12 protein-coding genes are annotated in these 14,347 nt (G+C 47.1%); 5 read left to right on the top strand and 7 right to left on the bottom strand.

What is annotated here, in order from left to right; translation table 11 throughout:
- Positions 1–553 precede the first annotated feature (553 nt).
- Genes BMY09_RS12095 through BMY09_RS12085 form a run of 3 tightly spaced genes read left to right on the top strand, consistent with a single transcriptional unit; the run spans position 554 to position 2,314 of the window.
- Positions 554–961, top strand: coding sequence for a PilZ domain-containing protein (locus BMY09_RS12095; RefSeq protein WP_091358451.1), 408 nt, complete (start codon positions 554–556; stop codon positions 959–961).
- Positions 954–1,271, top strand: a complete 318-nt coding sequence (locus tag BMY09_RS12090; RefSeq protein ID WP_091358450.1) for a hypothetical protein — start codon at positions 954–956, stop codon at positions 1,269–1,271. Before BMY09_RS12095 ends, BMY09_RS12090 begins: the two co-directional genes overlap by 8 nt.
- Positions 1,268–2,314, top strand: coding sequence for an AAA family ATPase (locus BMY09_RS12085; RefSeq protein WP_091358447.1), 1,047 nt, complete (start codon positions 1,268–1,270; stop codon positions 2,312–2,314). Before BMY09_RS12090 ends, BMY09_RS12085 begins: the two co-directional genes overlap by 4 nt.
- A gap of 76 nt (positions 2,315–2,390) precedes the next feature.
- Here the strand turns inward: BMY09_RS12085 and BMY09_RS12080 are convergent, their stop codons facing one another.
- The 4 genes from BMY09_RS12080 to BMY09_RS12065 form a co-directional block, all read right to left on the bottom strand.
- Positions 2,391–4,592, bottom strand: a complete 2,202-nt coding sequence (locus BMY09_RS12080; RefSeq protein WP_091358446.1) for an OsmC domain/YcaO domain-containing protein — start codon at positions 4,590–4,592, stop codon at positions 2,391–2,393.
- Positions 4,593–4,796: 204 nt separating this feature from the next.
- Positions 4,797–6,611, bottom strand: a complete 1,815-nt coding sequence (locus BMY09_RS12075; RefSeq protein WP_245756571.1) for a methyl-accepting chemotaxis protein — start codon at positions 6,609–6,611, stop codon at positions 4,797–4,799.
- Between the two features lie 558 nt (positions 6,612–7,169).
- Positions 7,170–8,213 carry a ribosome small subunit-dependent GTPase A gene (rsgA, locus tag BMY09_RS12070; protein ID WP_091358443.1) on the bottom strand — a complete coding sequence of 348 codons (1,044 nt, stop codon included), beginning with the start codon at positions 8,211–8,213 and terminating at the stop codon, positions 7,170–7,172.
- A gap of 253 nt (positions 8,214–8,466) precedes the next feature.
- A complete protein-coding gene (locus BMY09_RS12065; protein ID WP_091358442.1) occupies positions 8,467–9,582 on the bottom strand; it encodes an FAD-dependent monooxygenase in 1,116 nt (371 codons plus the stop codon).
- Positions 9,583–9,685: 103 nt separating this feature from the next.
- On the opposite strand from BMY09_RS12065, the gene BMY09_RS12060 reads away from it, so the two are divergent.
- Positions 9,686–10,567 carry a LysR family transcriptional regulator gene (locus tag BMY09_RS12060; protein WP_091358439.1) on the top strand — a complete coding sequence of 294 codons (882 nt, stop codon included), beginning with the start codon at positions 9,686–9,688 and terminating at the stop codon, positions 10,565–10,567.
- Positions 10,568–10,873: 306 nt separating this feature from the next.
- On the opposite strand, the gene BMY09_RS12055 is transcribed toward BMY09_RS12060, so the two are convergent.
- From BMY09_RS12055 to BMY09_RS12045, 3 genes are all read right to left on the bottom strand, one after another.
- The gene (locus BMY09_RS12055; protein ID WP_091358437.1) at positions 10,874–11,383 is read right to left on the bottom strand and encodes a hypothetical protein; all 510 of its coding nucleotides are present in this window, start codon (positions 11,381–11,383) and stop codon (positions 10,874–10,876) included.
- 691 nt (positions 11,384–12,074) lie between these two features.
- Positions 12,075–12,575: a hypothetical protein gene (locus tag BMY09_RS12050; protein WP_091358435.1), complete on the bottom strand. Its 501-nt coding sequence runs from the start codon at positions 12,573–12,575 to the stop codon at positions 12,075–12,077.
- Between the two features lie 84 nt (positions 12,576–12,659).
- The gene (locus tag BMY09_RS12045; protein WP_091358433.1) at positions 12,660–13,247 is read right to left on the bottom strand and encodes a CGNR zinc finger domain-containing protein; all 588 of its coding nucleotides are present in this window, start codon (positions 13,245–13,247) and stop codon (positions 12,660–12,662) included.
- Between the two features lie 92 nt (positions 13,248–13,339).
- Here BMY09_RS12045 and BMY09_RS12040 point away from each other — a divergent pair, with 92 nt between their 5' ends.
- Positions 13,340–14,143, top strand: coding sequence for an alpha/beta fold hydrolase (locus tag BMY09_RS12040; protein WP_091358430.1), 804 nt, complete (start codon positions 13,340–13,342; stop codon positions 14,141–14,143).
- Positions 14,144–14,347: the final 204 nt, after the last annotated feature.

Here is a 14,347-nt window from a genome sequence, read left to right as displayed (position 1 = left end):
TAGCACTCAGGTCTCAGCACTAACCTGACTCAACTGAGCAGAACAGCAGTTGGTTTACAGTCGTAATAAACCCTCTGTTGACTAATATATAAATATATCGATAGTGCAAAACAGCTGATACTTTCAGGCAGGGTGTTATCAGTCAGACGTCTGCTGTTGCAAAAATTGACACAGATCATAGATTATGAAGAAGACGGCCCCCGGAGTAAACGTTCGCAGAAAATGAATGGAGAGATCGTACTAACGCATGATGACGCCTGTACAACGGCAATTCGCATGCCCTCTGATTCAAACAGCTGTTCGTATACAGCAAAAGAAGGTTTCTTTTAAGCCCTGACGGGCGCCAGGGGATACCCATTTTAAGAGGTCTCCTGCTTGAGAAAGCCTGTCATTACTGGTTAGATGAGTTTGATAAGCTGTTTTTATAAATTAACTGTAATTATCGATTTTTGCTGCCTTTACTCAGCTTTATCGGCCTCCAAATCAGATAATAGTTTGGTCTGTCTGATTATATCTATGCGAGGATGGACATGGTTATCACAGAGGTTATTTGATGAAACTCATAAATGATGACACGCTTGAATTCGAAGAGATTTCGAGTGACTCAGAATCAATACTGGTCTCCCGTAAATCCTACCGCCTGCCTGTTCAGGACCGGGATAGTAATTTACTGGAAGCCAAAGGCCGCACTTACCCCCTGCTGGACATCAGCCCTGAAGGGGTTTGCATCGGCATAGAAGCCGCCTCACCGATCTCCACTGAAGATATCCAGCCAAACTGCAGGATAACCCTTGGCGATCAAAGTTTTGAGGGGTTAGAAGGAGAAGTGGTACATGCTTCTCTTGATGGCGATGGCAACTGGATATGTGGCATCCAGTGGTTAAATGTTGAGGAAGGCACCTTAAACGCCTTAGAGAAAAAGTTAGCCTCCCTGCGCAAAGAGATTTTTGACAATGCCTGAAAATAACCAGTTAGACATTATGGGGTTGTTGCTGAGCGAGGAAGTCGGTGACGATATAGATGAACTTCAGCAGCTTAACAACATCATTTTTTGTGATACCGACTCCACCCCTCTGAATGAAACCCGCAAGGACCAGGGTGAGCTGATATGGCAGACTGAAAGTGACCAGTTTGCAATTCATGCCTGGAAACTGAAAGGGAAAATAAGTCTTAAATTTATCACCAAGTCCAAAAATAACGTCTCAGTGGAAAGGCTGGCTAAGATCGCCTTGAAAGCGATCCTGGATGACCTTAAGAAGGCTAACCCATGACTATTATTGTATGCCCAAACTGTTCTCGTAAGCATCATGCTGATACCAGTAAGGTCGCTGCCAAAAAACGATTCGTTGTCCGGTGTAAGGCGTGTGATCATAAATTTCTGATCAATCTGGATCACAGTGAAGTCATTCAGCCGGTTACCTCAGCGCCGCCGGCCCCCGCGCCTGCCCCCACTGAACAGCCTGCTGCCACTAGTGCCAGCAGTGCGACCACGCCAGAACCGCAACAGCACCAGAATAAACCCAGAAAGATCTGTGTCTCTCTGAGTAAGGGTGGCGTGGGTAAAACTACAACCGCAGTCAACCTGAGTGCAGGCCTGGCAATGGCGGGCTATAAAGTACTGCTGATTGATACCGACACCCAGGGGCAGTCCTCCTTTATGCTGGGCAAGAAACCCCCTGCCGGCTTAACCGAACTGCTCACCGGGGAGCTGACACCAAAAGAAACGATTGTTGAAGCGAGGCCCAATCTGTTCCTGCTCAGCGGTGGACGCTCACTGGCGGGGGTCAAGCGGATTATCGATAAGAAGAGCTTTGGTTCAGAATGGACCCTGGCAGAAGCGATGGAGGACCTCGATAAAGAGTATGACTATGTCATTATCGATACCTCTCCCGGCTGGGATCAGCTCACCGTAAACGTACTGTTTTACGCCACCGAAGTACTGACGCCGGTCTCCCTTGAGGTGATGTCGCTGCATGGTCTGGCGGAATTTACCAAAAACCTCCATGCGATCAAGAAGTATAAAGAGATCGATCTTAACTACATTCTGCCAACCTTTCTCGACACCCGGGTGGAGCAACCGCAGAATATTTACCGCAAACTGCAGAGTCTCTACGGCGATAAAGTGTGTACACCGATTCGCTATGACGAACAGCTGAGCCGCTCGCCCTCCCATGGAGAAACCATCTTTGAGTTTCTGCCTGACGGCGATGGCGCTGCTGACTACTCAGCACTGGTGAGAACCATTACCGGCAACAAAACTATTCTTCTGGGAGATAAAAAAAATCACGATGAAACGGTGATTCCCTCTCTGTAGAACAGCCAGTTTCAGGCAAAAAAAAAAGACAAACTCCGGTTTGTCTTTTTTTTCGATAGCCGGTTGCAGTTGCCTCTTAACCGGCCTGGTAAGCGGCTTTACGCGCCTGATGCAGTTTTTTATAGCTAGCGATCAGACGCAGATGTTTATCCAGGCCTTCCAACTTCATACTGGTGGGTGTCAGGCCGTAGAACCTTACCTCGCCATTGACAGAACCGACCACATTTTCCATCACTTCAGCGCCGAACATACGTTGCAGGTTGACAATAAAATCATCCAGTTCCAGCTCATCATCCAGCAGTATTTCCAATGCCGCATTCATCGCCTGATAGAACAGCCCCCGCTCTACCGTATTGTCATTGTATTGCAGGAAACTCTGCACCAGCTCCAGCGCTGCTTCATGCTGCTGCAGGGCCAGATAGATCAGGATCTTCAGCTCCAGAATAGTGAGCTGCCCCCAGACCGTGTTTTCATCGAACTCAATACCGATAAAGGTTTTAATCTCGGTGTAGTTGTCCTCTTCACTCTCTTCCAGCCTTTCGACCAGATCCGCCAGCTCGTCATCGTCCAGTGAGTGGATGTTGAGAATATCCTCGCGGAACCAGATCGCTTTATTGGTGTTGTCCCAGACCAGATCCTCCACCGGATAGACCTCAGAGTAATCGGGCACCAGAATCCGGCAGGCAGAGGCAGTCTGATCAGGCCCGAAACCATTGAAGGTGGCGACATAAACCTCTTTACCCATCTCCTGCAGGATCGCCATCAGACGGTCGCACTCCTCCTCATTGGTACCTGAGAAGTCCCACTCAACAAAGTTGTAATCGTGCTTAGCACTGAAGAAGCGCCAGGAGATCACGCCGGTTGAATCGATAAAGTGTTCCACAAAGTTGTTGGGTTCAGTGACCGCCATACTGTTAAAGGTAGGCGGTGGCAGATCGTTAAGACCTTCAAAGCTTCGTCCCTGCAGCAGCTCAGTCAGACTGCGCTCCAGCGCAACCTCAAAACTGGGGTGTGCACCAAAGGAGGCAAACACACCACCGGTGCGGGGGTTCATCAGGGTGACACACATTACCGGGAACTGGCCACCCAGTGATGCATCCTTGACCACGACCGGAAAGCCCTGCTCTTCAAGCCCCTGAATACCGGCGAGAATGCCTGGAAACTTCGCCAGAACGGCCGGAGGCACATCCGGAAGGACAAGCTCCTGTTCGATTATCTGCCGTTTCACCGCCCGCTCGAAAATTTCTGACAGACACTGAACTTTCGCTTCGAACAGGTTATTACCGGCACTCATACCGTTACTGAGAAAGAGGTTTTCCAGCAGGTTGGATGGAAACCAGACGGTTTCATTATCGGACTGACGCACATAGGGAATCGCACAGATCCCCCGTTCATAGTTACCGGAGTTAGTATCGATCAGATTAGAGCCCTGCAACTCACCATCCGGGTTGTAGATCTCCAGACAGTAGTCATCCAGCAAACCTTCTGGAATGGCATCATCGTCAGTGAGCGGAAACCACTTTTCATTCGGATAATGCACAAACTCAGCATTCGCCAGCTCTTCGCCGAAGAACTGGTCGTTGTAGAAGAAGTTGCAGCTCAGTCGTTCAATAAACTCACCCAGCGCTGAACAGAGAGCGCTCTCTTTGGTAGCCCCTTTACCGTTGGTAAAACAAAGCTCTGAGGCTGCATCACGGATATTCAGCGACCACACATTGGGCACGATATTACGCCAGGAGGTGATCTCAATCTTCATGCCCAGGCCTTCGAGAATGCCGGTCATGTTGGCGATGGTTTTCTCCAGCGGCAGATCTTTCCCTTCAATCATGGTGTTCACACCATCATCGGGGATCCCCATCGCCATGATTGAGGCATCGGCATCCAGATTTTCAACGGTTTCGATCTTAAACTCCGGCCCCTCCTGTACCACTTTCTTCACGGTACAACGTTCGATGGAACGCAGAATGCCGGTGCGATCTTTGTCGGAGATCGATTCCGGTAGTTCAACCCGGATCTGGAAGATCTGGTTATAACGGTTCTCCGGATCAACAATATTACTCTGGGACAGACGGATATCATCGGTGGGGATATCCCGGGCATTGCAGTACACCTTTACAAAGTACGCAGCACAGAGCGCTGATGACGCCAGAAAGTAGTCAAATGGACTGGGGGCAGAACCATCCCCCTTATAACGGATCGGCTGATCGGCAGTGACGGTGAAATCATCAAACTTCGCTTCAAGCCTGAGGTTATCTAAAAAATTTACTTTGATTTCCATCTGAATACTCTATCGGAAACTTTTATAAGGATACCGGTATCACTACCGACAAAGAGATTGCGCAGGCTTAGCTGGTTGTAGAGTTAGCCCGGTTACAGCCCCCGTTTTGGGCAGCATTTTACACTAATCGACCGGTTAAAAACGATCTGAATCAGATTAATATCATCGAAGGAGACGCGCACCGACATACGGTGCGCGGTTAAATCAGTGAGAAGCGTTTAACAGCTGTTCAGGCGGAAAGGCGGTACAGAAGTTACCCCAATGACGGCCATTAACGTAAAGAGGCACCGAGATAGAGTTGAGGATCTCACCGGTATCCCGGATAAAGGTTAGCAGCAGAAACGGCGAGGTCTGATTGGCCCGACGTATCTCTGCCCGGCTACCATTGTAGATGCGGCGATGTCGGCTAAGCTGGTTATCTTTGTCAAAATCACCGGTCAGGGGTTTGGATACCTTGGCGTTATGCGCCGGGCAATAGCCATTCACATCAAAGGCTGAAGCGATCAGAAATGCAGGTTTATCCGCTATAAAGCGGTCAAACAGTGGCTGCATCACCCGCTCAAATTTATCGGCATAGCTGGTGTCGAATTTTTCCGGTTTCTGGTCGGGATTCGTTCTTTTATACTGGGTATCAAAAACATTTAATCCTGCATCAGCCAGTTTTTCTAACTCTCTCTGGATCTCGCCAGCCCATCCCGTTGCAGTAGTCACTATCTCCTCAAATCCACCATAACCAATACTGAACCGGGACAGCAGCTCCTGCATCTCTTCTGTCGCTGTTTCAAGATTGATTGAATGTTCGGCAGATACTGTCATCTCTGACTGTATATAGTCTGACAGTTCAGTTATTTTGGAAACATGCTCGTGAGTGCTGTTATTGGTATAAGACATCTCCTCAATAGCCGCACTGATCTCACTCATCTGACCATGCACCGTTTCAAAGTCCTCAATCATAACTACAAATTTATCGCTGGCCTGTGAGATGAAACTATCAGTTTCAGAGACATAACTTTTAATTTTCGACGCACCAGAACGGGTATCATCCACGAGAGTGACCATCTGGTGAATGTTCCTGTCGATCTCCTGCGTGGCCGTATTCACCTTCTGAGACAAACTGCGTACCTCATCCGCGACCACGGCAAATCCCCGCCCGGCTTCGCCTGCCCGGGCCGCTTCAATAGATGCATTCAGCGCCAGCAGATTAGTCTGATCGGAAAACTCCTGTACCAGTTTCAGCACTTCAATAATGTTGCTGGAGTTATCCGATAACTGCAGCACGACATTCTGAAAATCGGTCAATTGATCTTCAATCGCATGAATCTGATTTTTAACACGTTCCATATCCTGACCAGTGGTCCGGATCTCAGTCAGGTTAAGCTCATTGCGGTTAGCTATATTCTGGGTATGCAGAGCAATCCCCTCAATCGCCTGAGTAGCTTCCTGGCTGGCCTGAAACACTTTTTGCGCCTGATCAACCTGGGATTCAGCCGTGCCTTTCGTCTCAAGCAAGACTTTCTGAAGCTGACTCACACTTAAAGAAACCCTGACACTGCGCTCCCGTGTATCGGCGATGATTTGCTTAAGGCTCCCGGAAAAACCATTATAGTTTTCCGCCATACCGGCAATCTCATCGAATGTTTTCACCGGCAGTGTGGCCGAGATATCGCCCTGTTTATCTTTCACAGCACCGAGAACGGTACTCATATCCCGAATCGGAGACAAAAACAGGTGCCGCATAAAGTAGATACTAAAAGCAGTGACTATCAATATAAATACCGCCATCAACATGACAGCATTAGAAAGCAAGTGGGTGAGCGATAATAACTCACTGCTAATCGCAAGATCAGGCCCTGACTGCCGCTGCAGATTGAGCAGAGAATCATATACCCAGTAACAGACCCCAAGCAGAAGAAAGCTGGGTAACTGTAAAAAAACCACGTTGCCGATAATTTTCTTAGTCAACGTATAGAAGAAAGTCTTCTCAACCGTTTTATACATACCCACTTCTTTCATCTCCATTATTATTTTTGTCACATCTCATAAAACTAAAGACAATCAAGGCCTGATAAGGAACAACCCTTAGTGACACACTATTTTATCAACTAACCTCAAATTGAGTATCACTTAAAAGAACCCCATTAGCAAAATTTGTCTATAACTGATCGACAAACGATTACCCAAAATGGTTATGGATAGCGATATTGATTAAAGCGGAATCAGCCGTTATGAAGTCATTCCTGGTAGTCAACCGTGCTAAAAAAGCGATGTGAAGAGGATAGACTCTTACTTGAGAGGTGACAGAATATGGGGGCAAGCCGTGGAGGACAGATGCGCTAATCAGAACGGACATTGAAACCTGTCCGGCTAAGCCGAGACAGGCAGAATTTTTTACGCGCTACCAAGCAAAACAGGCAAAGCCTTTTTCTGCAACAGTTTTCTTTCGACATCCCTGTTTTACCTGGCCTGCTTAAGCGGTTAAAGGTTTTGCCTGCTTAAACAAAAAACCAACTGAATCGGATGAATATAGCAATTGATGCGCACCGTCATCCGGTGCGCATCTCTGTTATACAATAAAGGCTAATCGCTCTTTTTCAGTTTGGCACTCTCATGCAGCACCTTACGGTAGTATCGGCTCAGTGACCGCTCTTTCGCTCTGCTCTGTGCCAGTGTCAGACTGTTGCGCGCCTGCTCCTGCATCAGTTTAAGGTAGTTCGTCAGCCGCCGCTGGTCGATCTGCGATGCTTGCAGGGCTGCCTGAACCGCACAACCGGGCTCATTCTGATGCTGACAGTCAGTGAACCGGCATGCTGATGCCAGCGCACTGATATCGGCGAAGGTTGCTTCGATACCGGCCTCGCAACTGCTCAGCTGCAACTCCCGCATTCCCGGCGTATCAAGCAAGACACCACCACTGGGAATCAGATGCAGTGATCGGGCGGTCGTGGTATGCCGGCCCCGGTCATCATCTTCACGGGCTGCCTGTGTGTGCTGCACCGGGCAACCCATCAGACTATTGATCAGGGTTGATTTACCCACACCGGAAGAGCCTAACACCGCCACGGTACTGCCTGCCCGACACCAGGAAGCTAAGACCCCGGTGCTTTGCTGGTCCAGCGCATTCACCGCTTCAACCAGCAACCGGCTATCCAGTGCCTGAACCTGACTGACCAGGCTGTGCGGATCATCACAGAGATCGGCTTTAGTCAGCACGACAACAGCCTCAGCCCCTGCTTCACGGGTGAGGGCCAGATAGCGCTCGATGCGGCTGAGAGAGAAGTTCTGATTAAGGGCGCAGGTGATAAACACCGTATCCACATTGGCGGCTATCAACTGCTCGGATATCCTGCTGCCCGCCGCCTTACGGGAGAAACACGAGAGTCGCTCCAGCGCACGATAAAAGCCACCCTCAGGGTCGAGCAGCACCCAGTCCCCCACGACGAGGGAAGGCTGATTGGATGAGGCCTGGAGGATCTTTCGGCCCTCCTCACTATACAGTTCATACTGCGAACGATGTTGCACCGCTACGCGGGCAGGCTGATAGTCTGCAAGTTCTTCGAGGGTAAGCTGTTGCTGAAAAAAAGGCTTCCATCCCAGTTGGGACAAACGAGAAATAGTAGTCATAAGAACCCCTGACGCATACCTGAGTAGCGTCCAGAAATTAATCCATAGGGGCGGGAAAGCCCCCGGTTCAGTAACCGGGCAGCGAGATCAGCTTGGCTGAGTTCAGCAGAGTGCCCGGAAGGTGTTGACTACAATCATCGATCCCCTCCAGCGGTATGTTATTTATAAAGAGTGCTCAATTTAGCAGAAGCCTGCACTGAGTCAAGGCTCAACAGCTGAAAAGAATACGATAAGGGTCAGCGGTAAGCTTTCATTACTCAACCGCTAGTCCCTGCATCCAGAACTGAGTTAACTGCTCCAGCGAAATATCTGAAACAGATGCAGGAGGCTCAGAATGAGCTGCAAATATCCCCTGTGCCAACTGTCTTCCAGCCGCTTGCGCGGCAGAGGCCTTATCGATACGTCGCTGATAAAAAGTGGGCAGAGCGCTGTCCAGCTCATCCTCTTCCGCCAGAATCCGGACAAGATGCCATGCATCTTCCAGCGCCTGACACGCTCCCTGCCCTGACGTTGGCAACGGTGCATGGGCAGCATCGCCAATCATTAGCAGATTGTCCTCGTGCCAATAGGGTAAAGGATCAAGATCATGAACGAAAATAGCTCTGAGAGATGCTTTATCATAAGAGCTGAGCACACACTGCAGCGGGTCAGGCCAGCCCAGAAAACGCCGGTGCATCTCTTCATACCAGCCAGATAATGGCCGCTCTTTATCCATAGAGGTGCTCCATGCGGCAGCCCAGTAACAGACATCGGCAGCAACCGGGACGATGCCAAAGCGCTCACCACGGCCACGATAGTCATGAATGGCGTTGTCTAACGCTCCGTCCATCTGACTAATGCCGATAATATTGATGAAGCCCTGATAGCGGGGAGTTATCTGTCCCTGATATAAGACCTGACGCACCACCGAATGCATTCGCCCATCGGCTCCGACCACCAGATCAAAGTCTTGCTTTAACCCTGTAATCGCCTCTGGCGTGATAGTGCAATTAAACTGTCTCTCAACACCCAGGCCATCTAATGCGCTGTCGAGTAGCTTCATTAGATCCCGGCGTAATATCGTCACACTGGTAAAGCCACTCAGACTATTCATAGTCTCAATATCAAGCTCACCTAACAGGACTCCCTGCTGATTAAACTGACGCATCAAGCGAGGGGTTCCACCCAGATGCATCAGCTCTTTTTCAAGCCCCATCTGCTGCATAATATAAACAGCATTTGGCCATAAAGTGACACCCGCCCCCATGGATGAGACCTGACTGCCACGCTCATACAGACTCACCTGATAACCCTGCTTTGCAGCGAGTATCGCCAGCGCCATCCCGGCAACGCCTGCGCCGACAATGGCGATTCGATCGATGTTGCTCATCTGCACTACCTCGTTAATTAAACTGGGCAGAGATTGTCACAAAGTCATCATTCAGGATAAATAAGGTATTATTGGGTTATTAATCCCATTTTATGAGTGAATAATGATTGAGAAAATTGAACCCCGATGGTTACTCAGCTTTCAGACGGTATATCAACAACTGAGCTTTAAGCTGGCCGCCGATCAACTGCAACTGCCTGCATCCAACGTCAGCCGCCATGTCGCTTTACTAGAGCAGCAGTTAAATGTGCGCTTATTGGAGCGCACCACACGGAAGATGATCCCAACCCCTGCAGGCAAACAGCTTTACCATTCCATGACACCTCTCATTCAGGCAATGAATGATGTACTGGCAGATGTTTCACTGCAGAGTGACAGCCTGTCCGGTCATCTTAAAATAATCATGCCTGATCTCCCCTTTCTGGCTGAAAGCATCGCGGACTTTTGCTCGCTTCATCCGAAGATAGAACTAAGCTGTGATACCCAGCTAAATCCGACGGAAGGTTTGTTAGAAGGGTACGATCTGGTACTGCGCTTTGGCCGTGGCCCATTGGAAGATTCTGGCTGGATCGCTAAAGAGATACTGCGCTGGCCAAGTTGCGTGGTTGTCGCTCCCCGGTTACTGAAACATCACCGATTGCCACACTCGCTGGATGAGCTGCGGAAAATGCCCTGTATAACCACACTTTCTGTACTACAGGGAATGCCCTGGCGATTTAAACAGAACCAGACCATTCAGGTGCAGTCCAGCTATAAGGTCAACAGCGGCCACATGGCTAAAGCCGCGGCACTGAAAGGACTGGGCTTTGCCATCTTACCCACTCATGCATGCCAGGCAGAGATAGACAACGGTGACCTTATCCCAATTAAACTTACCAGCGAACCGGAAGACCTGGTGTTATACGCACTATACTCGGGAAGAAAATACCCACTGGAGAAAGTAAAACTGTTTTTACAACATCTTCGAAAGGGGCTTGATGGTTGATGGGCTTAATAAATGATAATAATTAGAGATCACAGCGTAAGCACACAGATCAATACAAAATACCATCTGTAGCAGGACTAGCCGGTCAACGGCCCACTGCCGACGATGCTCATAGCTACGCCCGGTTAACACATCCTCGGCACAAAGAAATGCCGCCGTATACAGTGGTAATAAGGGGTATCTACGGTAGATATTATCTGATGTCGGGCGCAGGTCATCTGCTTTCTCTCCACTTCCTTGTTTGGGGTAAGCACAAGTATAGCTCAGATTAAAAAGTTTATGCCTGTCCCATAGATACTATTGATTCTATGATTCTATTGATTCTACATGAACCGCACACTTTTTAGACTTACCATAAGGCTCGCTAACTTTACCCAGAGATATATATTTAATCAAAACCACTTCATTATCTTTATGTCTAAGAAGCGTAGCAAGATTACCGCAATAAGAAAAAGAATGAGCAAAAAATACATTCAACCCATCACCTATATAGTAACGTACACCTGTAGTAGAATATTTAATTTTTTCAGGAACTCCCTTATAAACATAAAACTCCCCCGAGGAATAACGTTCCCAAACCCAAAAACCCTGCTTTATGTCAACCAAATCAACAACGACAAAAAAAACAAAGGCAATAAGCATAACTGCAGCTTTATAAATTCCAAAATATGGCCTGAATTTTTCTTTGATATAAGGTGTTATATCTACCGTTCTATAAAGCAGCCAATATATTACTATAACAACTCCCATGGAAATAGTTAGAGAAAATAAAGCCTCCAATAGCGAAGGCTTCTGGTCTAAACTATACAAGATCATTCTATACCCTTTTTAGTTACAATTTCATCCATTGAGTTACCAAACAAAAGGTTCAACCCACCATAATCCACTTTCCAAATTTACCTCCATAAAAACCAGTAGTATCATCTCCATCTAGATATATTGATAATAAACAAGATCACTCTACATCACCCGAAACCCCAGCAGTTACAGTTATTTTTGAAGTGTTTAGATCTATAGTAATTCCTACTTAAGAAAAATCGTCCACTGGAGCAGATTTTCTACTATAGTCGTTATATAGAGTTCCTTCACCATAACTAAACTCCCCTCCAATTAGAGTGTCTAATCCAACAACCCAACTAAACGCTTCACTATATCCGAAAACAAGAGTTATAACTGAACCTACGCCTCATACTTTAGCTAAAGACACCCGCTGATAATTCTGCATTTAATATACTGTATTTGGTTGGTAGCCCCCGCACATAGCGATATCGAACTATCCTTGATTATCAACACCTAAACTAGGTATCTTTGACCACACATCATCAGCTATCATCTTTACCTGTTCGGTAAAACTTTCTGAAATAACACTCAGCTTTCTTTTTGCACTTAGTTCCTGACAGTATCTCTTACCACGTGATATAAACAAGATTCTCTACCGAATTAACAGATAAAGTTAAAAACTCATGTTCGCCTCATAATTTGAATAACTTTATTGCTTTTAAAAAGCTTACTCAATAGTTTTCTCAGCATAAACCGCACACTTTTTACCTTCCTCGCCAGCATTACTAAAAGATACGTAACGTATATAATATTCAGACTCTTCATCGATCGATCCACCAACGTCGCTCGAACTAAAATCAAAGCAAAAATCATAATATCTGGTAAAAAACATTTTCTTGTCTGAATTATAAAACACCCACAAACCAGTACTGTCATCCTTCAACCCAGACAATTTTCCAATTAACTCATGATAATTTTCTCTTTGATATTCCTCCCAAGCAAAGAATTCCGCTTTAATCTGATAATAAAAATTCACTGGAAAAAAACCAAAAGCATTAATAACCAATATAAAAGAAGCAGCCCTACTAGCTACTATATTTTTTGATTTCCATGACCATAAAAACCGCACATATATAAACAAGACAAACATAAAGGCCAAAACTGATAAAATAAACTCAATCAAGGCGATCATAACTGATGGCTCAGTATTCCATTGATAAATTATCATTAAATATCCTTCTCAGCCTGAACCCTTAAAATTAATTACCATAGGCTATATGTAAAACACTATAAAACCATTCTTGCTGTAAAACTATTGTTTTCGCTTTCTGAAAGATACAGACTTTGCCCGGTTTCCACATGTTTTCATATTGCACCACCGCCGTCCCCTGCCCCGACCTTGATTCAGGAACATCCATGAGCAACGCCCACACTCTTTGAGTTTAGAAATGTCGTGAAAACGTAGCAGACTCTCAATGGATAACGTCAGAACGTCAATGACCCAGTTCGGATTAACCATATCGGGCACCCATATGTAGCTGTTTTCTTTCAGTTTCAAAGACGAGTTCCTTAGCGCAGTTCTTATACCCTCTTCCAGCTTTTGCAGTGCGTCATCCGTTTGCTTTTCTCCCGATGCGATGCCGCTAAGCGCCGCATATGCAGTCTCCCTGAGATCGTGAATATTCCTCAGCAAAGTGGAAATGTCGGTTTGTTGTATCTCATTTTCCAGCACATTCATCTGCTCTTCGCTGAAGACATATGAAACCTGCGCCCATCCCAGAAAGCTTGCCCATTCAGATATACGACTACTGTCTCTGCGCTTATCCTGATCCTCGACGGTGTTCACGAAATCAAGTGCAGGATGCCCTCCAATGAAAGCATCTTCGTTCCATAGCGCCATACCATAACCTATTACTTCAATTTAACGGTTGTTTAATTCTACCCGATTAACTAACCTATTATATCTTATTAACGGTTATACGGGTGCGTTTTATGCTTAATTTGTCACATCGTTTCATATTTGAAGGACAGGATATTGCGTGGGGATGTATGGGTGAGGGGGAACCACTCGTGCTTATTCACGGAACGCCCTTTTCCTCACAGGTCTGGAGGAAGATCGCACCGCTGATGGCAAGGCGAAAGAAAGTCTACTTTTTCGATCTGCTGGGGTATGGACTATCAGAAAAGCGGGAAGGCCAGGATGTATCGCTGGCGGTTCAAAATACTCTGTTTACTGCTCTGCTTCATGAATGGGGAATCGAGAAGCCTGAAGTGCTCTGTCATGATTTTGGTGGCGCAACCGCGTTGCGGGCGTACTACCTGAACGGCGTCCGTTATGCCCGGCTTACTATAATTGATCCGGTAGCAGTCGCTCCCTGGGGATCGCCGTTTGTCAGCCATGTCCGTGAATACGAAGACGCCTTTGCGGGACTACCCGCATATGCTCATGATGCTCTTCTCCGTGCATACCTCCAGAGTTCTGCATATTCTGAGCTTAGTGAAGAGACGCTTGCAATCTATATGGCCCCCTGGCAAGGCAGCATTGGGCAAGCCGCATTCTATCGCCAAATAGCACAGATGGATCAGCGCTACACCGATGAAATAGAGAAGCTTTACGCCCCCATGGAAGACCCGGTACAGATTTTGTGGGGTGAGAACGATGAATGGATACCTATTTCACAGGGCAGGAAACTTGCAAATCTGCTTACCACTGGAGTGTTAACACCGGTTCCAGAATCTGGCCACCTGATGCAAGAAGACGCACCAGAAGCCATCGTGGCGGCTATGTTTGACTAAGCGAAACTTCACGTTTGCGAGGTGTCTGATTCAACAAGAAGTAACTCTCTTTTTCAAGAAGAGATCTCAGATTTGATCTAAACTAATCCACTTTATACCAATCGGGGTAAAACCACCCACAGCACAAAGCAGAAGACATTGTTGGCTGATAGCGACCTATGTTGTGCGAAGTTTTTCGCTTGTTTCTATCATCTACGTCTAGAC

Source organism: Amphritea atlantica (assembly GCF_900111095.1).
GTDB classification, from domain to species: Bacteria; Pseudomonadota; Gammaproteobacteria; order Pseudomonadales; family Balneatricaceae; genus Amphritea; species Amphritea atlantica.
Note: the sequence above shows the minus strand (reverse complement) of the source record. Positions and strands in the feature narration are given on the sequence as shown.

Coding starts and splice junctions, on each gene's coding strand:
- BMY09_RS12095 (WP_091358451.1), top strand. CDS start 554: ATGAAACTCATAAATGATGACACGCTTGAATTCGAAGAGATTTCGAGT.
- BMY09_RS12090 (WP_091358450.1), top strand. CDS start 954: ATGCCTGAAAATAACCAGTTAGACATTATGGGGTTGTTGCTGAGCGAG.
- BMY09_RS12085 (WP_091358447.1), top strand. CDS start 1,268: ATGACTATTATTGTATGCCCAAACTGTTCTCGTAAGCATCATGCTGAT.
- BMY09_RS12080 (WP_091358446.1), bottom strand. CDS start 4,592: ATGGAAATCAAAGTAAATTTTTTAGATAACCTCAGGCTTGAAGCGAAG.
- BMY09_RS12075 (WP_245756571.1), bottom strand. CDS start 6,611: ATGGAGATGAAAGAAGTGGGTATGTATAAAACGGTTGAGAAGACTTTC.
- rsgA (WP_091358443.1), bottom strand. CDS start 8,213: ATGACTACTATTTCTCGTTTGTCCCAACTGGGATGGAAGCCTTTTTTT.
- BMY09_RS12065 (WP_091358442.1), bottom strand. CDS start 9,582: ATGAGCAACATCGATCGAATCGCCATTGTCGGCGCAGGCGTTGCCGGG.
- BMY09_RS12060 (WP_091358439.1), top strand. CDS start 9,686: ATGATTGAGAAAATTGAACCCCGATGGTTACTCAGCTTTCAGACGGTA.
- BMY09_RS12055 (WP_091358437.1), bottom strand. CDS start 11,383: ATGATCTTGTATAGTTTAGACCAGAAGCCTTCGCTATTGGAGGCTTTA.
- BMY09_RS12050 (WP_091358435.1), bottom strand. CDS start 12,575: ATGATAATTTATCAATGGAATACTGAGCCATCAGTTATGATCGCCTTG.
- BMY09_RS12045 (WP_091358433.1), bottom strand. CDS start 13,247: ATGGCGCTATGGAACGAAGATGCTTTCATTGGAGGGCATCCTGCACTT.
- BMY09_RS12040 (WP_091358430.1), top strand. CDS start 13,340: ATGCTTAATTTGTCACATCGTTTCATATTTGAAGGACAGGATATTGCG.